Here is a 20,433-nt window from a genome sequence, read left to right on the forward strand (position 1 = left end):
CGCTCCTACAGAGGAACGTATTGGCGGCCGGTCAGGCCAGCTCCTGCCGCACCTGGCGTTCCAGTTCGACCTTGAGCCCCGGATCGAGGCGCAGCTGGCGTGCCAGCTCTTCCAGGTAGGCACGTTCCATGAAGTGCTCTTCGTCCACCATCAGCACGCTGGCGAGGTACATCTCGGCGGCCATTTCCGGGGTCGAGGCAGCACGGGCAACGTCTGCCGGGTCGAGCGGTTTGTTCAGTTCGGCGTCCAGCCAGCGGCGCAGGTCGGCATCCTGGGTGAGCTTGGCCAGCTCTTCCTCTATCAACTGGCGCTCGCGGGCATCCACATGGCCATCGGCCTTGGCCGCCGCCACCAGCGCCTTGAGGATGGCCTGGCTGTGCAGTTCGGCCTGGGGCGCGGGCAGGCGATCGAGGGTCTGGGGTTCGCCTTGCGGCGCGCCGGCCTGTTGCGCCTGCCAATTGCCGTAGGCCTTGTAGGCCAGCACGCCGAGCGCGGCCAGGCCGCCATAGGTCAGCGCCTTGCCGCCCAGCTTGCGGGCGCTCTTGTTGCCGAGCAGAAGGCCCAGGGCGCCTGCCGCAAGCGCACCTCCACCCGCGCCTTTGAGCAGGCTGCCGAGATCGCCGGAGCTGGACTTCCCACCGGAGAAACCGCCGGATTTGCCGTTGGCTTTCTGCTGCAGGAGGTCCTGGCCGGATTTGAGCAGTTGGTCGAGCAGTCCGCGGGTAATCATGGAAAACCTCCGAGTCATTCCGAGTTCACAGATCGACCGACTCTAGCCGGAGGGATTCCGCACGGCAGTTCACAGAGTGCTTCGAGATATTGCTGCGGGCCCGCAGGGTGGCGGAAATCGACGTAACCATCTAAAAAAGCGAATCGCTCGTTCAGATTTCGATAAACCTATTCTTCGGCCGCCATCCAGACGCGAACCACGCCCATGATGACCCTCCGCCAGATCCGCCATTTCATCGCCGTCGCCGAGACCGGCTCCATCTCCGCTGCCGCCCAGGCGGTGTTCATCTCCCAATCCACCCTGACCCTGGCCATTCAGCAGTTGGAGGAGGAAATCGGCGTCAACCTGTTCAACCGTCACGCCAAGGGCATGTCGCTGACCCACCAGGGCCACCAGTTCCTGCGCCAGGCGCACCTGATCCTGGCGACGGTGGAGAACGCCAAGCGCAGCCTGCAGCAGAGTACCGACCAGGTCGCCGGCAGCCTCACCATCGGCGTGACCAGCCTGGTGGCCGGCTACTACCTGGCCGACCTGATCACCCGCTTCCAACGCGCTTACCCCAACGTGAAGACCCGCGTGGTGGAGGACGAGCGCCCGTACATCGAGCACCTTCTGGTCAGCGGCGAGATCGATGTGGGCGTGCTGATCCTCTCCAACCTGGAAGACCGCCACGCCCTGCAGACCGAAGTACTGACCCACTCGCCGCACCGCCTCTGGCTCCCAGCCCAGCACCCACTGCTGGAACGCGACAGCATCGCCCTGGCGGATGTGGCCGGTGAGCCGCTGATCCAGCTCAACGCGGACGAGATGGGCCTGCACACCCAGCGCATCTGGTCCCGCGCCGGGCTGACGCCCCAGGTCACCCTGCGCACCGCCTCGGTGGAAGCGGTGCGAAGCCTGGTGGCGGCGGGCCTCGGCCTGTCGATCCAGCCGGACATGACGTACCGCCCCTGGTCACTGGAAGGCGACATCATCGAGGCCCGCCCCTTGGTGGACCTGGGCGCGCCGCTGGATGTGGGTCTCGCCTGGCGACGGGGCACCGCACGCCCCGCCCTGGTGGACCCGTTCATCACCGTGGCGCGGGAACAGCCGAATAACCGCAGGCTTTCGATTTAATCGAACGCTGCTTTCAATATTTAGAATTTGTCGACCTCCAGCCCGGCCTCTAGTCTCTCCTCCCCATAAGCAGAGGCATGCCGGGCTCCCCAAGGAGCACGGGATGACCACAGAACAACAGTCCGAGAAGAAAAGAGCCAGCAAGATGACCGGCGCCGCCAGCACCCCGACCCTGCACACCGAACTGCTGATCGACGGCCAGCTCGTCATCGGCGAAGGGTTGGCCGAGCCGATCATCAACCCCGCCAGCGGCGAAACCCTGGTGACCATCGCCGAAGCCTCCATCGAGCAGGTGGAAACCGCCGTCGCCGCCGCCCATCGCGCTTTCACCAGCTGGTCGCGTACCACGCCTGCGCAACGCGCCACCGCCCTGCTGGCCATTGCCGACGCCATCGAGAAACGCGCCGATCAGCTTTCCCGCCTGGAGGCCCTGAACTGCGGCAAGCCGCTGCACTTGGCGCGCCAGGACGACATCCCCGCCACCGCCGACGTATTCCGTTTCTTCGCCGGCGCCGTGCGCTGCCAGCAGGGCCAGCTCGCCGGTGAGTACGTTCCTGGCCACACCAGCCTGGTGCGCCGCGACCCGGTGGGCGTTGTGGCGTCCATCGCCCCCTGGAACTACCCGCTGATGATGGCGGCCTGGAAGATCGCCCCGGCGCTGGCTGCCGGCAATACCCTGATCTTCAAGCCGTCCGAACACACACCGTTGTCCATCCTGGCCCTCGTGCCGGCGCTGGCGGAAATCCTCCCACCGGGGGTGATCAACGTTATCTGCGGCGGCGGTGACAGCGTCGGCAGCCAACTGGTGGGCCACCCACGCGTGCGCATGGTGTCGCTGACTGGCGACATCGTCACCGGCCAGAAGATTCTCCAGAGCGCCGCGCGCACCTTGAAACGCACCCACCTCGAACTGGGTGGCAAGGCGCCAGTGATCGTTTGCAACGACGCCGATATCGAAGCCGTGGTCCAGGGCGTGCGCACCCACGGCTACTACAACGCCGGTCAGGACTGCACCGCCGCCTGCCGCATCTACGCCCAGGCCGGTATTCACGATCGCCTGGTGAGCGAATTGGGCGAGGCCGTGGCCAGCCTGCGCTTCGCCCGCAAGCGCGACCAGGACAACGAAATCGGCCCGCTGATCAGCTCCCGCCAACGCGACCGCGTGGCCAGCTTCGTCGAGCGCGCCCTCGGTCAGCCCCACATCGAGCGCGTCACTGGCGCCGCCGTGCATTCCGGTGCGGGCTTCTACTACCAGCCCACCCTGCTGGCCGGCTGCAAGCAGCAGGACGAGATCGTCCAGCGCGAAGTCTTCGGCCCGGTGGTCACCGTCACCCGCTTCGACGACCTGGCCCAGGCCGTGGATTGGGCCAACGACTCCGAATACGGCCTGGCGTCCTCCGTCTGGACCCAGAACCTGGACAAGGCCATGCAGGTGGCGGCGCGGCTGCAATACGGCTGCACCTGGATCAACACCCATTTCATGCTGGCCAGCGAAATGCCCCATGGCGGGCTCAAGCGCTCCGGCTATGGCAAGGACCTGTCCAGCGATTCGCTGCAGGACTACAGCGTGGTGCGCCACATAATGGCCCGCCACGGCACTGACTTTTAAGAGAACAAGAACGCACCAACCCGCTTCATCTGCCCCGACCAATAACGAAAAAGAGGGAACAACATGTCCGTGCGCAAAACCGCCCTGCTCAGCGCAGTGGCTACCGCCATCCTCGCCAGCGGCAGCCTGCAGGCCGCCGAAGCCCTGAAACAAGTCGGCGCCGGTGAAGGCCAGCTCGACATCATCGCCTGGCCCGGCTACATCGAGCGCGGCGAGTCGGACAAGAACTATGACTGGGTCACCCAGTTCGAGAAAGACAGCGGTTGCAAGGTCAACGTGAAGACCGCCGCCACCTCCGACGAAATGGTCAGCCTGATGGCCAAGGGCGGCTATGACCTGGTCACCGCTTCCGGCGACGCCTCCCTGCGTCTGATCTACGGCAAGCGCGTACAGCCGATCAACCCGGACCTGATCCCCAACCTGAAGAACCTCGATCCACGCCTGAAGGACGCTCCCTGGTTCACCGTCGACGGCAAGTCCTACGGCACCCCCTACCAGTGGGGCCCGAATCTGCTGATGTACAACACCAAGGCCTTCGCCAAGGCACCGGACAGCTGGAGCGCGGTGTTCGAGCCGCAGCAACTGGCCGACGGCAAGGCCAACAAGGGTCGCGTACAAGCCTATGACGGCCCGATCTACATCGCCGACGCCGCCCTCTACCTGAAGTCCGCCAAGCCGGAACTGGGCATCCAGGACCCGTACCAACTGACCGAAGAGCAGTACACCGCCGCGCTCGACCTGCTGCGCAAGCAACATGGTCTGGTGCACCGTTACTGGCACGACGCGACCGTGCAGATGAGCGACTTCAAGAACGAAGGCGTGGCCGCCTCCAGCACCTGGGGCTACATGGCCAACACCCTGAAAGCCGAAGGTCAGCCGGTTGCTACCGTGTTCCCGAAAGAAGGGGTCACCGGCTGGGCCGACACCACCATGCTGCACGTGGAAGCCAAGCACCCGAGCTGCGCCTACAAGTGGATGAACTGGTCGCTGGAACCCAAGGTCCAGGGCGACGTCGCTGCCTGGTTCGGTTCCCTGCCCGCCGCCCCGGAAGGCTGCAAGGCCAGCGCCCTGCTCGGCGCCGAAGGCTGCACCACCAACGGTTTCGATCAGTTCGACAAGATCGCCTTCTGGAAAACCCCGCAGGCCGAGGGCGGCAAGTTCGTCCCCTATAGCCGCTGGACCCAGGACTACATCGCGATCATGGGCGGAAGGTAATTCGCACCGATCTCCCAGCAGAAGTCACCCCTCTCCCTCTGGGGGGGGGCCGGGGGTGAGGGCGGCCTGGGTCACCTCGGTATTTCCCTCACCTCTTGTGAACCAATTATCTGAAACACCGAGCGGCTGACGCTCCCCTCACCCCAGCCCTCTCCCAGAGGGAGAGGGAGCTACTCCGAGCCACCTGAAATTCCCGCAGGGTCTCCACCGCGAGGCCCCGCCCAAGTCATGTCTTTTTTCGCGTCACCGGAGCACCACACCATGACACTTGCTGTCCAGTTCACCCAGGTTTCCCGCCAGTTCGGCGAGGTCAAGGCCGTCGACCGGGTATCCATCGATATCAAGGACGGCGAGTTCTTCTCCATGCTCGGCCCATCCGGCTCGGGCAAGACCACCTGCCTGCGCCTGATCGCCGGCTTCGAGCAGCCCACCTCGGGTTCTATCCGCATCCACGGTGAAGAAGCCGCCGGCCTGCCCCCCTACGAGCGCGACGTGAACACCGTGTTCCAGGACTACGCCCTGTTCCCCCACATGAACGTGCGCGAGAACGTCGCCTACGGCCTCAAGGTGAAGGGTGTGGCGAAGGCCGAGCGCCTGGCCCGCGCCGAGGAAGCTCTCGGTATGGTTGCCCTGGCCGGCTACGGCGACCGCAAGCCGGCGCAGCTTTCCGGCGGCCAGCGCCAGCGCGTGGCCCTGGCCCGCGCCCTGGTCAACCGCCCGCGTGTGCTGCTGCTGGACGAACCCCTCGGCGCGCTGGACCTCAAGCTGCGCGAGCAAATGCAGAGCGAGCTGAAGAAGCTGCAGCGCCAGCTCGGCATCACTTTCATCTTCGTCACCCACGACCAGGGTGAGGCGCTGTCCATGTCCGACCGCGTGGCCGTATTCAACAAGGGCCGCATCGAGCAGGTGGACACCCCGCGCAACCTCTACATGAAACCGGCCACGCCCTTCGTCGCCGAGTTCGTCGGTACCTCCAACGTGCTGCGCGGCGACGTCGCGCGTCAGCTCACTGGTGTCGAGCAGCCGTTCTCCATTCGCCCCGAGCACATCCGCTTCGCCCATGGCGAGCGCAACGGCAGCGATGTGGAAATCAGCGGCCTGCTTCACGACATCCAGTACCAGGGCGCCGCCACCCGCTACGAAATCCGCCTGGATAACGGCCAGAACCTCTGCATCAGCCTGCCCAACAGCCAGTGGCAGGACGCCGCGCCGCTGCACCAGCAGGGCCAGGTGGTCACCGCCCGCTGGGCGCGCGATGCCATGGTCCAGCTGACCGAGGGCGCGTGACATGGAACTGACCCTCAACGCCGAGCGGCCACGCGCCGCCAATGGCCTGATGCGCAGGTTCTCGGGCCTGCTCTATCGCCGGCCGACCCTGTACCTCTCGCTGCTGCTGGTGCCGCCGCTGCTGTGGTTCGGCGCCATCTACCTGGGCTCGCTGCTGACGCTGCTCTGGCAGGGTTTCTACACCTTTGACGACTTCACCATGTCGGTGTCGACGGACCTGACCCTGGTGAACTTCGGCGCGCTGTTCCAGGCCGCCAACTTCGACATCATCGTGCGCACGCTGAGCATGGCCGTCGCCGTGTCCATTGCCAGCGCCGCCCTGGCCTTCCCCATCGCCTACTACATGGCGCGCTACACCACGGGCAAGACCAAGGCGTTCTTCTACATCGCGGTGATGATGCCCATGTGGGCCAGCTACATCGTCAAGGCCTACGCCTGGACCCTGCTGCTGGCCAAGGGCGGCGTGGTGATGTGGTTCGTCCAGGCACTGCACCTGCAGCCCGTGCTGGAGCTGCTGCTGGGCGTACCCGGCGTCGGCGGCAGCACCCTGTCAACTTCGCACCTCGGGCGTTTCCTGGTGTTCGTGTACATCTGGCTGCCGTTCATGATCCTGCCGATCCAGGCGTCCCTGGAGCGCCTGCCGCCGTCGCTGCTGCAAGCCTCGGCCGACCTCGGTGCACACCCGCGCCAGACCTTCATGCAGGTGATCCTGCCGCTGTCCATCCCAGGTATCGCCGCCGGCTCGATCTTCACCTTCAGCCTGACCCTGGGCGACTTCATCGTGCCGCAACTGGTAGGCCCGCCCGGCTACTTCATCGGCAGCATGGTCTACGCCCAGCAGGGCGCCATCGGCAACATGCCCATGGCCGCTGCCTTCACCCTGGTGCCGATCGTGCTGATCGCCGTTTACCTGTCCATCGTCAAACGTCTGGGGGCCTTCGATGCACTCTGAAAAAGCGTCCTGGGGTCTGAAAGCGGCCGCCTGGGGCGGGCTGGCATTCCTGCACATCCCGATCCTGATCATCTTCATGTACGCCTTCAACACGGAAGACGCCGCCTTCAGCTTCCCGCCGCAGGGCTTCACCCTGCACTGGTTCAGCGTCGCCTTCGGCCGCGCCGACGTGGTGGAAGCGATCAAGCTGTCGCTGCAGGTCGCGGTCGTCGCCACGCTGATCGCCATGGTGCTCGGCACCCTGGCTGCGGCCGCGCTCTACCGCCGCAGCTTCTTCGGCAAGGAAGGCATCTCGCTGATGCTGATCCTGCCGATCGCCCTGCCCGGCATCATCACCGGCATCGCCCTGCTCTCGGCGTTCAAGGAATTGGGCATCGAGCCCGGCCTGCTGACCATCGTCATCGGCCACGCCACCTTCTGCGTGGTGATCGTCCACAACAACGTGATCGCGCGCTTCCGCCGCACCTCCCACAGCCTCATCGAAGCCTCGATGGACCTGGGCGCCGACGGCTGGCAGACCTTCCGCCACATCATCCTGCCGAACCTGGGCTCGGCCCTGCTGGCAGGCGGCATGCTGGCCTTCGCGCTGTCGTTCGACGAGATCATCGTCACCACCTTCACCGCTGGCCACGAACGCACCCTGCCAATCTGGCTGCTCAACCAGCTCAGCCGCCCGCGCGACGTCCCTGTGACCAACGTGGTCGCCATGCTGGTGATGCTGGTGACCATGCTGCCCATCCTCGCCGCCTACTACCTGACCAAGGGTGGCGAGAGCGTGGCGGGTAGCGGGAAGTAAGAGTTCCAGGCCTGCATCCTCTCCCTCGCTTTGCTCCCCTCTCCCTCTGGGAGAGGGGCCGGGGGTGAGGGCAACAAAATTCAGTCCAAGCACCGTCGTGTACCCGAACCCAGTAACCCTCTCCCTAGCCCTCTCCCTGAAGGGAGAGGGAACAAACGCGAGGAAGACCCCATGCAAACCAAACTCCTGATCAACGGCCAGCTCATCGCCGGTGAAGGTCCCAGCCTCGCCGTGCTCAACCCGTCCCTCGGTACCGCCCTGGTGGAAATCGCCGAGGCCAGCCCGGCCCAGGTCGACGCCGCCGTGCGGGCCGCCGATGCCGCCTTCCCGGCCTGGTCGCAGACTTCACCGAAGGACCGCTCCACCCTGTTGCTCAAGCTCGCCGACACCATCGACGCCCACGCCGAGGAACTCGCCCGCCTGGAGTCGCAGAACTGCGGCAAGCCCTTCTCCGCCGCACTGAATGACGAACTGCCGGCCATTGCCGACGTGTTCCGCTTCTTCGCTGGCGCCAGTCGCTGCATGAGCGGTTCCGCCGCCGGCGAGTACCTGCCCGGCCACACCTCGATGATCCGCCGCGACCCGGTCGGCGTGGTCGCCTCCATCGCACCGTGGAACTACCCGCTGATGATGGCTGCCTGGAAACTCGGCCCGGCGCTGGCCGCTGGCAACACCGTGGTGCTGAAGCCCTCCGAGCAGACTCCGCTGACCGCCCTCAAGCTCGCCGAATTCATCGCCGAGATCTTCCCCGCTGGCGTGGTGAATCTGGTCTTCGGCCGTGGCCCGAGCGTCGGCGAACCGCTGACCACCCACCCGAAAGTGCGCATGGTTTCCCTCACCGGCTCAGTCGCCACCGGCAGCCGGATCATCGCCGGCACCGCCGACAGCGTGAAACGCATGCACATGGAACTGGGCGGCAAGGCCCCGGTGATCATCTTCGACGACGCCGACATCGACGCCGCCGTCGAAGGCATCCGCACCTTCGGCTTCTACAACGCCGGCCAGGACTGCACCGCCGCCTGCCGCATCTATGCGCAGAAAGGCATCTACGAGAAGTTCGTGGCCAAGCTCGGCGAGGCCGTCGGCAGCATCAAGACCGGCCTGCAGGACGACCCGGACACCGAACTCGGCCCGCTGATCACCGAGCAGCACCTCGAGCGCGTCGAAGGTTTCGTCCAGCGCGCCGCCACCGTGCCGCACATCCAGGTGGTCACCGGCGGCAAGCGCGTCGACGGCCCGGGCTTCTTCTTCCAGCCCACCGTGCTCGCCGGCGCCCGCCAGGACGACGAGATCGTCCGCCGCGAAGTGTTCGGCCCCGTGGTGTCGGTCACCGCGTTCGACGACGAGGAACAGGTGCTGGCGTGGGCCAACGATTCCGACTACGGCCTGGCCTCCTCCCTCTGGACCGCCGACGTCGGCCGCGCCCACCGCCTGTCTGCACGCCTGCAGTACGGCTGCACCTGGGTCAACACTCATTTCATGCTGGTCAGCGAAATGCCCCACGGCGGCGTCAAGCACTCCGGCTACGGCAAGGACATGTCCATGTACGGGCTGGAGGACTACACCACCATTCGCCATGTGATGTTCAAGCACTAACCAGCTGTTCGCTCCTCCTGTGGGGGCGACTTCAGTCGCTATGCAGGTCGCAGGCCTGCCCTTCGAATTTCCAGGGGGCGGCTACGCCGCCCTTAGCGATTGAAATCGCCCCCACAGAAAAGCCAAGCAAAAATGCTCCACAGGCAGTACCCGCGAAAACCACCAGGAGAACGAGCAATGCGTAATACCTTGCGTAATTTCAGCTTCATCCTGTTTTGCGCCATGGCCGGGATGGCCCAGGCGGCTGACGATGCCAAGGCCATAGTCGATGGCTACATGGCCGCCTGGAACGCCCACGACGTCGACAAGGCCGCCAGCTTCCTGGCCGAAGACGCGGTGTACTTCGACGCCACGGTCGGCACGCCTCAGGAAGGTCGTGCAGCAGCCCGCGACAATGTCATCAAGGTGTTCGTCGGTGCGGTGCCCAACCTCACTTGGAAGATGACCAGCGAGCCCATCATCAGTGCCGATGGCATCGCCTTCCAGTGGGAATTCGCCGGTACCAACAGCGGCGCCTGGAGCGCCGAAACCCCGGCCACCAACAAGCCGCTGAAGTTCGAAGGCGTGAGCTTCATCCGCGTCAAGAACGGCAAGATCACCTACCAGGGCGACTACTACGACGCCCTCGGTTTCAACAAGCAACTCGGCTGGTAAGCCTTTCGCCGGCGCCCGCCATGGGCGCCGGCCCTCCCCTGCTCGTCCCCGCTCCTCGATCGATAACAACTGCCTTGCAAGGATTCGCCATGACCGTCACCCGCCGTGATTTCCTCAACGGTGTCGCCCTCACTATTGCCGCCGGGCTGACGCCCATGCAGCTGCTGCGTGCCGCCCCGTCCGGCCGCTACTACCCACCGGCCCTCACTGGCCTGCGCGGCAGCCACCCCGGCGCCTTCGAGGTGGCGCACCAGATGGGCTGGGAGAAGAAGAAGTTCGACACCGACGGCCTGCCGGTGGCCGAGGAGTACGACCTGGTGGTGGTCGGAGGCGGCATCAGCGGCCTGGCCGCAGCCTGGTTCTATCGCGAGAAGCAACCGAACGCACGCATCCTCATCATCGAGAACCACGACGATTTCGGCGGCCACGCCAAGCGCAACGAGTTCGAGGCCGGTGGCCGCATGATCCTCGGTTATGGCGGCAGCGAATCCTTCCAGTCGCCCAGCCACCTCTTTAGCGACACAGTGAACGGCCTGCTGAAGAAGCTCGGCGTCGACATCAAACGCTTCGAGACGGCCTTCGACCGCGACTTCTACCCCAACCTCGGCCTGTCCCGCGGGGTGTTCTTCGACAAGGAGAACTTCGGCGTGGACAAGCTGGTGAGCGGCGACCCATCGCCAGTGGTAGCTGACGACATCGCCCCGGAAAAACGCAATGCCCGCTCCTGGCGCACCTTCATCAGTGATTTCCCGCTACCCGAAGCTGACCGCCAGGCACTGATCGACCTCCACGAAGCACCCCGCGACTACCTCGCCGGAAAAACCAGCGACGAGAAGGAAGCCCACCTGGCCAAGACCAGCTACCGCGATTTCCTGCTCAAGGACGTGGGCCTGTCCGAGACCGCGGTGAAGTACTTCCAGAGCCGCACCAACGACTTCTCCGCCCTCAGCATCGACGCCGTGGCGGCCTACGACGCCTACTACGTCGGCTTCCCCGGCTTCGCGGCGATGCAACTGCCGCCCATTGGCGAAGAAGCCAAGGCGGAAATGGAAGAGCCGTACATCTACCACTTCCCCGACGGCAACGCCTCGGTAGCCCGCCTGCTGGTGCGTGACCTGATCCCGGCCGTGGCGCCCGGCAAGGGCATGGAAGACATCGTCCTGGCGCAGTTCGACTACAGCCAGCTGGACATCGCCGGCAGCCCGGTGCGCCTGCGCCTGAACAGCACGGCGGTGAGCGTGAAGAACCGCGAGGGCGGCGTCGACGTCGGCTACAGCCGTGGCGGCCAACTGGCGAAAGTGCGCAGCAAGCACTGCGTACTGGCCTGCTACAACATGATGATTCCGTACCTGCTGCGCGACCTCTCGCCCGAACAGGCCAATGCCCTCGCCCAGAACGTGAAGTTCCCGCTGGTGTACACCAAGGTGGTGATCCGCAACTGGGAGAGCTTCCAGAAGCTCGGCGTACACGAGATCTACGCCACAACCCAGCCCTACAGTCGGATCAAGCTGGACTACCCGGTGGACCTCGGCGGCTACCAGCACCCGCGCGATCCGAAACAGCCCATCGGCCTGCACATGGTCTACGTACCCACCTCGCCGAACGCCGGCATGGATGCCCGCACCCAGGCCCGCACCGGTCGCGCCAAACTCTACGCGACGACCTTCGAGCAGCTTGAAGCGCAACTGCGCGACCAACTCCAGCGCATGCTCGGTCCAGGCGGTTTCGATCACCAGAAGGACATCCTCGCCATCACCGTCAACCGTTGGTCCCACGGCTACGCCTACTTCGCCAACTCGCTGTTCGACGACGAGGAGGCGAGCGAAAAGACCATGCTCCTGGCGCGCAAACCGGTGGGCAACGTGACCATCGCCAACTCCGACTCCGCCTGGAGCGCCTATGCCCACGCGGCCATAGACGAAGCCCACCGCGCGGTGGGCGAGCTCGCCTGACCGACATTCCGTGGCCCGGTCCGCCGGGCCACGGTTTCGCGCCGCCGCTTGCGGCGCCTTCCTGCCCCAACCCGTTTCGGTAACCCACCATGCAGAGCAGTCCCCGACAGACCCAGGCGCCCACGCCGGAAGACGGCGCCCAGGGCAACTCCACCCTCGACCAGGTCAAACTGCTGATCGACGGCCTGAACAACCGCTGGAACGAGATCAGCAAGGTTTCCGACGTGATCCGCCAGATCGCCAGGAACACCAACCTGGTAGCCCTCAACGCAGCCATCGAGGCCGCACGTGCCGGCGAGCTCGGACGCGGTTTCGCCGTGGTCGCGGACGAGGTGCGGCGCCTGGCCACCCAGTCGGCCAATGCCACCGCCGACATCGGCAGCGTGGTCGCCACCATCCGCCAGGAAAGTGAGAAGGCCCTGGAGCAGGTGCAGCGCGCGGAAAGTGCCTCCAGGGCAGAGACGGCCGAAGTCCTGCTGGCCCGCGAGGCGCAGCAGTTGCAGAGCCAGTTCGCGGTGATGGCGACGGCGCTCTATGGCCTCAAGCACTTCATCCTCGGCCTGCATGCCCAGGGCCTCGGCCCGCAGCGCGAACAGATCGATGCCGTGATGCAGCAATTCCTCCTGCAGAACCCCGGCCTGCTGGCCTTCGCCTGCGCCAGCGAACCCAACGCCCTGGATGGCCGCGACGCCGAATTCGCCAACCAACCAGGCTACGACCATACCGGCCGCATCATGGCCTACTGGAACCGGGGCGCCGGCGCCATCCAGCGCGAGTGCCTGGTGGGCTATGACGGCGACTGGTACGAACTGCCAAGGCGCAAGGGCCGCGACCTGTTCATGGAGCCCTACGATTACACGGTGGCCGGTAGCACGGTATTGATGACCTCCTTCATGACCCCGATGCTGGCCGGAGGTCGCTTCCTCGGCATCCTCGGCGCCGACTACAGCCTGCAGCAGCTTCAGGAGCGCCTGAGTCAGCTGAAGCCGTTTGGCAACGGCCACTACGCGCTGCTGTCCAACGCTGCCCACTACGTGACCCACCCGGACGGAAAACGACTGGGCACCCCGGCTAACGAACTGCCCGGTGATGCACGCAGCGCCATTCGTGAAGGCAAGTCGTTGCAATTCAAGGGCGCGGGCAACGCCATCTGCCTGCTGCATCCGATCTTCGTCGGCAACTGCAACGCGCCCTGGTCGCTGCTGCTGCAGTTCGATCCTCAGCAGGCTGGCTAATTCTTCTGTAGGTTCGAATTCATTCGCCAAGCAGAGCACCGCCCTGCCCTGTAGGAGCGAATTCATTCGCGAAATGGAATTGCATCGAGCCGACCTGACACAGCCCTCACCCCAACCCTCTCCCGGAGGGCGAGGGTTGGGGTGAGGGGGAAATGTTCCAGGCCTGCAAAGCGGCCTATATCCCCGCCACTCCCGCCAAGCTCTTTTCCGCCAGCCATGTCGGATTGAACAATCTTCCCGCATAGAGCCCACCGCGATCACAAAGCAACGTCACCACGCGATGCCCCGGCCCCAACTCGCGGGCCACCTGCACGGCGGCGGCGAGGTTGATGCCGGAAGAGCCGCCAACGAACAATCCTTCCTCCCGCAGCAAGTGATAGACCATCGCCACACAGGCCGGGTCGTCCACTTGCACTGCATCGTCTATGGGCGTGCCTTCAAGGTTGGCGGTGATGCGGGTGGTGCCGATGCCTTCGGTGATGGAGCTGCCCTCGGCCACCAGTTCGCCGTGCTTCACCCAGTTGTACAGCGCGCTGCCCATGGGATCGGCGAGGACGATGTGGATGTTCAGGTCTCGCGCCTTGAGGAATCGCGCCACGCCCGCCAGGGTGCCACCGGTGCCGGTGGCGCAGACGAAGGCATCCAGCCGGCCGTCGGTATCGGCCCAGATTTCCGGGCCGGTGGTTTCGAAGTGGGCCTGGCGATTGGCGGTGTTGTCGAACTGGTTGGCCCAGATGGCGCCCGGCAGTTCAGCCGCCAGGCGGCCCGCGATCTTCTGGTAGTTATCCGGGTCCTTGTAGGGCTTGGGCGGCACCGGGCGCACTTCGGCGCCGAGCGTACGCAGCAAGTCGAGTTTTTCCGGGGACTGGTTGTCGGGGATCACGATGATGCAGCGATAGCCCCGCGCCGCGCAGATATGCGCCAGGCCGATGCCGGTGTTACCGGCGGTGCCCTCCACCACCGTGCCGCCGGGGTACAGCAGGCCCTGGCACTCGGCATCTTCGATGATGAAGCGGGCGGCGCGGTCCTTTACCGACCCACCGGGGTTGAGGAATTCGGCCTTGGCGAGAATGTCGCAACCGGTCTCGTTGCTCAGGCTTTCGAGGCGCAGCAACGGCGTGTTGCCGACGCTGCCGATGAAACCTTCGCGGATTGCCATGCTGCACCTCCAGGCGAAGGCAGACGGACAGATACAGTCTAGTCCTCGGCGTGCTTCCGGACCCGTGCCATGTGGTGCTTGATGAGCTCCGAGACCGACGCCGTCATGACTGCGGTGGACACCCCGAACATGAGGATGCCGTTGGCGGCCTCCAGCGGCCCCAGCAGGCGCCAGGCCGGTGTCATGACCATATCGCCATAGCCGAGGGTCGCGAAGTTCACCCCCGAGTGGTAGAGCGCGGTGGCGAAGTCATCGAACTCGCCGAGTAGGTGGAACAGCGCTGCCCAGATGGCCATCTGGGCGAAGTTGCCCAGCAGCATCAAGAGCATCACCACGGCCAGAAAGGCCGCATTGCGCGCGGGCGAATCATTCCCCTGCCAACGCATCCTGTAGCGCACGAAATACCTCAGGCAGACCGCAACGAAGTACGCCTGCAGCGCGAGGCAGAGCATCATCACGGGAATTCCGACCAGCAGATTGAGCAACATGAAACGACCTCGTCAGGGCGTGGAGCGCCGTTGCCGGCGAAAACGGCGCCGGTCGATCAGGTAGACCGCAGCGCAGGCATACAGGGTGACGGCGATGAACAGCCCCATGCGTATGGCGAAGGCGGTGTAGACATCCTTGCCCGCTGCGCTGTCCTGCACCGACTGGCCCAGCAGGATGATCAGCGTGATCAGGGTGTTGACCCAGAAGCCCGGCGTCTGCGCCGTGGGGCTGAGGCGATAGAGCTTGCGGGCCAGCAACAGGCCGAACAGCAGCATCCAGAGGAAGAACATCCAGAGGTGCGGAAAGAGGCTCAGTGCGCTCCAGAACAGCATGGAGAGCACGCCGCCAAGCAGGGTCGAACCCAGCAGTTCACGACCGGCAGTGCGAGCACTGGTACCGCACACCTGCTGGCCGAGACTGACCGACTTCATGATCAGCGGCATGTAGCTGGCCGGGTCGATCAGCGCCAGGAGGAAGGCCGGCAGCACCACCAGCGCCGCACGCACCGCCACCCAGGCGGCCTCCGCCTCCTCCAGCAAGGGACGCGCGGGGGGCGCTGGCGGCGCAACGGGTTCGGGAAAAATCATGTGGCTGAACGAAACCACCAGCACAGCGAGCAGCACGCCCTTGCCCAACGCCTGGATCACCGTCAGGGCCAACGCGAATTCGGCCGTTCCGGCGGCGCTGATCATGGTCAGGCCGATCACCAGGAATTGCGCCACCAGCGGGTTTCCACCGCGCAATCCGTAGCGAAAGCACAGGTACAGGCAGAGCGCGACCAGCAACACCCCGCTCGCCGGCGCATGGCGCAACAGCGGGATCAGCAGCAGGCCCGTGGCGGTGCTGAGCATGATCACCAGCGCCAGTCCCGGTCCGGCCTTCAGCGGCAAGGGACGATTGCCGGCGGTCAAAAGGACCATGACGAAGATGGGCGTCAGGAACGGTATCGGCAGGGCCAGGCCGAAGCTGATCGCCAGGCCCAGCGCCGTCCCACTGGCCAGGCGCAGGGCGCGCTGGCTGCGGGGGTCGTGCTCAGTAGGCATAGGACAGCCAGCTCATCATGCGAATGAACAGCCGACCCAGTGGATTGAGGAGGTTGCCCTCGCGGGGAAAGGCCATCACCTCGGCCTGGCCGCCGACCCGCAGGCCGCGCAGTTCGTCGAGTTCGCCCGGCAGGAGTTCGACGATGACCGGGAAGCGCTGGGCAGGCCGCAGCCAGTCGCGGCTGTTCTCCACCGACGGCAAGCTGCCGGGGGCCGGCGCCTGACCGACGCTGACGCCATAGCCGACGCTGCGCACCCGTCCCTCGAAGACCCGCCCCGGCAGGGCATCCAACACGATCGCCACCGGTGCGCCGGGCTGGACGTGGCCCAGGTTGTTTTCAGTGAAGTCAGCGCTTATCCACAGGTCGTGGATGGCGATCAGGGTCATCACCGGGCTACCCGCCCCCACGTACTGCCCGACGTCGGTGCGCAAGTCGGTGATCAAACCGGCCGAGCGGGCTCTAACCTGGGTGTTGGCCAGGTCCAGTTCGGCTTTTTCCAGGGCGGTGGCGGCACTGCGCAACTGCGCATTCTCCTCTTCGCTGCCGCCCTGCTGCTCACGCGCACGCTGCACTTCGGCCTTCGCTGCCGCCACCTGGCTGATGGCCTGCTCGCGGGAGGCCCGCGCGCCTTCCAGGCGGCGCACGGAGAGGGTGCCCGGGTCCTGGCGGTAGAGGCGTTCAAGGCGTTCGCTGTCCTGCCGCGCCTTCAGTTCGTTGGCTTCGGCAGCCCGCTGGGATGCGAGGGCCGAGTCAATGGCGGCGGTACTCGCTCCCACCTGCCGGCGTACGGTTTCCAGATCAGCACGGGCGCGGTCGACGGCAATCCGGTAATTCGTCGGGTCCACCTCGAACAGCACTTCGCCCACCTGGACGTCTTTATTGTTGCGAACGTGCACCTTGGTGACCCGCCCCGCCACTTCAGCCGCCACCGGCACCACGAAAGCCTGCAACCGCGCCTGCTGGGTATAGGGCGTGAAGCGATCGGCCAGCAGGTACCAGACCAGCGTCAGGATGATCACCAGGGCGACCCAGCGGGTCCCCTTCGTCGCGCCGTCCGCCGCTTTTGCGGGAACGGGCTGGGCCGGTGGTTCCGGTTTGGCCTGGGGCGTGTCGGTCATGGTCGTTCACCTTGTTCGATTGGCAGCTGTGCGTCAGACGGTGCGTCAGGCTCGTCCAGCAGATCGCCCCAATCGGTACGTTGTTGCATCTGCTGACGCGTGCCGTCGTCAATCAACGGTCCCGAGCGCTGCCAGCCCCCGCCCAGGGCCTTGTACAGGCCGATCAGGTTGGCCACCGCATTACTGCGGCTGACCAGGTAGTTGTCCTGCTGCTGGAACAGCTCCCGCTGGGCATCCAGCACCCGCTGGAAATCCGCGAAGCCTTCGCGGTACTGCGCCAGTGCCAGGGTCAGCGAGCGCTCCGCCGACTCGGCAGCCTCGCGCCGGATGTGTTCGCTTTCGAGCGACTTGATCAAGCCGGTGGCGGCGTCGTCAGCCTCCCGCGCGGCCTGGCGCACGCCGTCACGGTAGGCCTCGATCAGCTGTTGCAGGCGCGCATCCTGGACGCGCACGTCGTTCTTGATCCGCCCATGGTCGAACACGTTCCACACCAGGCTCGGTCCTGCCACCAGGTCCAGGCTGTCGGATGCGCCGTCCAGGGTCGACGCGCTCCAGCCGATGCTCCCCAGCAGGGTGATGGAGGGATAGAGGTCCGCCTCGGCGACGCCGATGAGTGCCGACTGGGCGGCGACCGCGAGTTCCGCGGCACGCACATCCGGCCGACGCAACAGCAGGTTGGCGGGGACATCCTGCAGCACCGCGCGATCCAGCAATGGAATCAGGCCTTCACGCTCGCGCAGTTCCGGCAGGGGTCCCGGCGGCCGGCCCACCAGCACGGCCAGGGCGTTGCGCGTGCGCAGAACCTGGCTTTCCAGGTCCGGGATAGTGGCCAGGGTGCCGAGGTACTGGGTCTTGGCTTGCTGGAAGTCGAGTTCGTCGCTGTCGCCGCTGCGGAAGCGCCGCTCGGTGATCTCGAAGCTGCGCCGCTGGCGTTCGGCGTTGTCACGGGCGATGCGCAGGCGGGCCTCGAAAGTGCGCAGGGAGAAGTAGGTATCCGCCACCTGGGCGCGCAACAGCACCAGCACGTCTTCGTAGTTGGCATAGGCGGCGAAGTAGGCGGCGTCCGCGGACTCGATGGCGCGACTGAACCGTCCCCAGAAATCCAGCTCCCAGGCCGCGTCGAAGCCGGCGCCGTATTGCCAGGAATGGCTGTCCTGCGGATTTCGGCCACCCGATTGGTTGCGGTCCAGGTACAGGGCATCGGCGCTGACCTGCTGCACTTGCGGATACCGGCCGCTCAGGGCGATACCGAGCTGCGCGCGCGCCTCCATGACCCGCAGGCCGGCAATCTCCAGGCTTGGGTTGTAGGCGTCGGCTTCGGCGATCAGGGCATCGAGGGCCGGGTCGTCGAACACCTGCCACCATTGGCGCAAGTCTGGCTGCGGGCGATCGAGGCTCGCCTGCTCGATGGCCGGACTGTTCCATTGGTCGATCCAGGGTTCGCGTGGCGTCTGGAAATCCGGCCCCAGCCGCACGCACCCACTGAGGCCGAGGGCTCCGAAGAGGAACAACCAGGTGGTTCTGCCGGCCATGTGCATGGAACGGTCGGAGCGTCAGGTCGTCGTTTCTTCTTCTGCAGTGGTTGTCACCGCCGCGCTCTCCGGCTGGTCGTCGACCCAGTGCCAGAACAGCATGTAGCCAACGGCGAGCATGACGGGCCCGATGAACAGCCCGATGATGCCGCTGGTGACCATCCCGCCCAGCGCACCGATCAGCACCACCGGCATCGGCACATTGACGCCACGGCCCAGCAGCAGGGGTTTGAGGATGTTGTCAGACATGCCGGCAACGAAGATGTAGATGGAGAAGATGATGGTGCCGGCCGTCGCGCCCTCGGTGGCCAGGACGTATCCGATGACCGGAATCGTGATCAGCAACACGGGCAACTGCATGATGCCCAGCAACAGTACGAGGATGGCCAGCAAGCCCGCTCCGGGGATGCCCATCAACACGAAGCCGACGCCGACCAGTAGCATCTGGATGAAGGCGATGCCGACCACGCCCTGAGCAACCGCGCGGATGGTGGCGGTGCACAGGCTGGCGATCTGCGGGCCGCGGTCAGGGCCGGAAATGCGCGAGGCGATCTGCACGGCGCTGCGGGTGCCATTGGCGCCGTAGGCCATGAGGATGCCGCCGACGATCAGCGCGCCGATGAACAGCAGGAAGCCCGCCCCTACGCCGGCCAGCTTGCCCAGCAGGGTCATCCCCACGCCACGCAGGTGCGGCATGAGGTTCTTCAGCAAACTGGTCAGGTCGAGCGAGGCCTGCTGCCAGAAGTCGTACAGCGGCTGGCCGATCAGCGGCCAGCTGGCGACTGATTCGTTCGGCGCGGGGATATGCCAGTCGCCGCTTTTGATCAGCTCCAGCGCACCCTGCACGGATTCGGCTATCGACATGCCCAGGAGGTAGATCGGCACCATCAGCAAGCCCACCGATACGACTACGATCAGGGTCGCCGCGTGCCCGTCGCGCAGGCCCAGCTTCTCCTTGAGCATGCCGTGCAGGGGATAGAAGGTGACTGCCAGGATCAATGCCCAGAGCATCAGGTTGAGGAAGGGGCTGAAGATTTCGTAGCAGGCGATAGACAAGATGGCGATGAGCCCGGCGCGGATCAGGACATCCAGCAGTCCACGGGTTATCAGCCGTTCCGAAGTGGGAGTCGGTTGCATCGAATTCTCCTTTTGCCTAAGTGCAAAGCCAGTCCAAATGGGTAACCGACCTAACCACGCCCATGACGCTCTTGTTTGGCAGCGATTCGGTGGGCGCTAAAAGCGAAAATCTTTGAGCAACGACGCAACCTGATCCAAATCATTTATCGCTTTTGATCGTCATTTCCACCGCAACTCAGGCGTTCGGAACCCTATCGGGCGCCGTGCAGGCAGCGGCGTCGACCTCACACTATCGATGCTGTCGGTAACCAGCATAGTCGCTGAACGGCAGATGGACCGGCCCTCTTGGGAGCCGGTCCCGACGCGGGCGCATGGAGGGAAAAGCAGACTACCGGTGAGCCATTACTCACCGATATCTTCGCTCCACAGCTCCGGCCTTGCGGCGATGAAGTCCTCCATCAGCTTCACGCACTCGGCGTCCTGCAGTACTTCCAACTCCACGCCACGGGCGCGCAACAGCTCTTCCTCGCCGAGGAAAGTACGATTCTCGCCGATGATCACTTTCGGAATGCCGTAGAGCAGGATCGCGCCGCTGCACATCGAACAAGGCGACAGCGTGGTGTAGAGCACCGCTTCGCGATAGACGCTGGCGGGTTGGCGCCCGGCGTTCTCGAAGGCGTCCATCTCGCCGTGCTTAATGGCACTGCCTTCCTGGATGCGGCGATTGTGGCCCCGGCCGATGATGCGCCCCTTGTGGACGATCACCGAACCGATGGGGATTCCGCCCTCGGCCAATCCCTGGCGGGCTTCTTCGATGGCGGCTTGCATGAAGGGGTCCATGGTCGATCCTTGTTTTCCGTGGGTTGAATCG

18 protein-coding genes and 1 pseudogene are annotated in these 20,433 nt (G+C 65.2%); 11 read left to right on the plus strand and 8 right to left on the minus strand.

Annotated elements, in window-relative coordinates:
• Window positions 1-31: 31 nt before the first annotated feature.
• On the minus strand, window positions 32-730 hold the full coding sequence (locus tag DM872_RS15635) for a tellurite resistance TerB family protein (RefSeq protein WP_179060344.1): 699 nt from the start codon (window positions 728-730) through the stop codon (window positions 32-34).
• A 204-nt stretch (window positions 731-934) separates the two neighbouring features.
• Between DM872_RS15635 and DM872_RS15640 the strand changes: the two genes are divergently transcribed.
• From DM872_RS15640 to DM872_RS30720, 11 genes and pseudogenes are all read left to right on the plus strand, one after another.
• Window positions 935-1,846, plus strand: coding sequence for a LysR family transcriptional regulator (locus DM872_RS15640; protein WP_179060345.1), 912 nt, complete (start codon window positions 935-937; stop codon window positions 1,844-1,846).
• Window positions 1,847-1,949: 103 nt separating this feature from the next.
• Window positions 1,950-3,455, plus strand: a complete 1,506-nt coding sequence (locus DM872_RS15645; protein ID WP_179060346.1) for a gamma-aminobutyraldehyde dehydrogenase — start codon at window positions 1,950-1,952, stop codon at window positions 3,453-3,455.
• Between the two features lie 63 nt (window positions 3,456-3,518).
• Window positions 3,519-4,670: a putative ABC transporter substrate-binding protein YdcS gene (gene ydcS, locus DM872_RS15650; protein WP_179060347.1), complete on the plus strand. Its 1,152-nt coding sequence runs from the start codon at window positions 3,519-3,521 to the stop codon at window positions 4,668-4,670.
• Between the two features lie 261 nt (window positions 4,671-4,931).
• Complete coding sequence (locus DM872_RS15655; protein ID WP_179060348.1) at window positions 4,932-5,957, plus strand: ABC transporter ATP-binding protein; 1,026 nt, start codon at window positions 4,932-4,934, stop codon at window positions 5,955-5,957.
• A 1-nt stretch (window position 5,958) separates the two neighbouring features.
• A complete protein-coding gene (locus DM872_RS15660; protein ID WP_179060349.1) occupies window positions 5,959-6,909 on the plus strand; it encodes an ABC transporter permease in 951 nt (316 codons plus the stop codon).
• Window positions 6,899-7,705, plus strand: coding sequence for an ABC transporter permease (locus DM872_RS15665; protein WP_179060350.1), 807 nt, complete (start codon window positions 6,899-6,901; stop codon window positions 7,703-7,705). Before DM872_RS15660 ends, DM872_RS15665 begins: the two co-directional genes overlap by 11 nt.
• 171 nt (window positions 7,706-7,876) lie before the next feature.
• The gene (locus DM872_RS15670; RefSeq protein WP_179060351.1) at window positions 7,877-9,301 is read left to right on the plus strand and encodes a gamma-aminobutyraldehyde dehydrogenase; all 1,425 of its coding nucleotides are present in this window, start codon (window positions 7,877-7,879) and stop codon (window positions 9,299-9,301) included.
• A 177-nt stretch (window positions 9,302-9,478) separates the two neighbouring features.
• Complete coding sequence (locus DM872_RS15675; protein WP_077526795.1) at window positions 9,479-9,955, plus strand: ester cyclase; 477 nt, start codon at window positions 9,479-9,481, stop codon at window positions 9,953-9,955.
• A gap of 89 nt (window positions 9,956-10,044) precedes the next feature.
• Window positions 10,045-11,907 (plus strand): NAD(P)/FAD-dependent oxidoreductase, encoded by a 1,863-nt coding sequence (locus DM872_RS15680; RefSeq protein ID WP_179060352.1) that lies wholly within the window; start codon window positions 10,045-10,047, stop codon window positions 11,905-11,907.
• An 89-nt stretch (window positions 11,908-11,996) separates the two neighbouring features.
• Window positions 11,997-12,317 (plus strand): annotated as a pseudogene (locus DM872_RS30935) (methyl-accepting chemotaxis protein); the annotation flags it as partial.
• A gap of 18 nt (window positions 12,318-12,335) precedes the next feature.
• A complete protein-coding gene (locus DM872_RS30720; protein ID WP_373273722.1) occupies window positions 12,336-13,142 on the plus strand; it encodes a cache domain-containing protein in 807 nt (268 codons plus the stop codon).
• Between the two features lie 175 nt (window positions 13,143-13,317).
• Here the strand turns inward: DM872_RS30720 and DM872_RS15690 are convergent, their stop codons facing one another.
• The 7 genes from DM872_RS15690 to DM872_RS15720 all read right to left on the minus strand — a co-directional run bounded on the left by DM872_RS15690 (window position 13,318) and on the right by DM872_RS15720 (window position 20,402).
• Window positions 13,318-14,301: a cysteine synthase A gene (locus DM872_RS15690; protein ID WP_179060354.1), complete on the minus strand. Its 984-nt coding sequence runs from the start codon at window positions 14,299-14,301 to the stop codon at window positions 13,318-13,320.
• Between the two features lie 38 nt (window positions 14,302-14,339).
• Window positions 14,340-14,789: a potassium channel family protein gene (locus DM872_RS15695; RefSeq protein ID WP_179060355.1), complete on the minus strand. Its 450-nt coding sequence runs from the start codon at window positions 14,787-14,789 to the stop codon at window positions 14,340-14,342.
• Between the two features lie 12 nt (window positions 14,790-14,801).
• Window positions 14,802-15,833, minus strand: a complete 1,032-nt coding sequence (locus tag DM872_RS15700) for a DUF2955 domain-containing protein (protein ID WP_179060356.1) — start codon at window positions 15,831-15,833, stop codon at window positions 14,802-14,804.
• Window positions 15,823-16,953 (minus strand): HlyD family secretion protein, encoded by a 1,131-nt coding sequence (locus tag DM872_RS15705; RefSeq protein ID WP_179060357.1) that lies wholly within the window; start codon window positions 16,951-16,953, stop codon window positions 15,823-15,825. Before DM872_RS15705 ends, DM872_RS15700 begins: the two co-directional genes overlap by 11 nt.
• Entirely contained in the window at window positions 16,950-18,485 is a 1,536-nt protein-coding gene (locus DM872_RS15710) for an efflux transporter outer membrane subunit (protein WP_373273715.1), read from the minus strand. The genes DM872_RS15705 and DM872_RS15710 overlap by 4 nt, the downstream gene beginning before the upstream one ends.
• A gap of 21 nt (window positions 18,486-18,506) precedes the next feature.
• The gene (locus DM872_RS15715) at window positions 18,507-19,622 is read right to left on the minus strand and encodes an AI-2E family transporter (protein WP_179060359.1); all 1,116 of its coding nucleotides are present in this window, start codon (window positions 19,620-19,622) and stop codon (window positions 18,507-18,509) included.
• A 342-nt stretch (window positions 19,623-19,964) separates the two neighbouring features.
• Window positions 19,965-20,402 (minus strand): nucleoside deaminase, encoded by a 438-nt coding sequence (locus tag DM872_RS15720; RefSeq protein WP_179060360.1) that lies wholly within the window; start codon window positions 20,400-20,402, stop codon window positions 19,965-19,967.
• Window positions 20,403-20,433: the final 31 nt, after the last annotated feature.

The organism is Pseudomonas taiwanensis, from assembly GCF_013393345.1.
Lineage (GTDB): Bacteria > Pseudomonadota > Gammaproteobacteria > Pseudomonadales > Pseudomonadaceae > Metapseudomonas > Metapseudomonas resinovorans_C.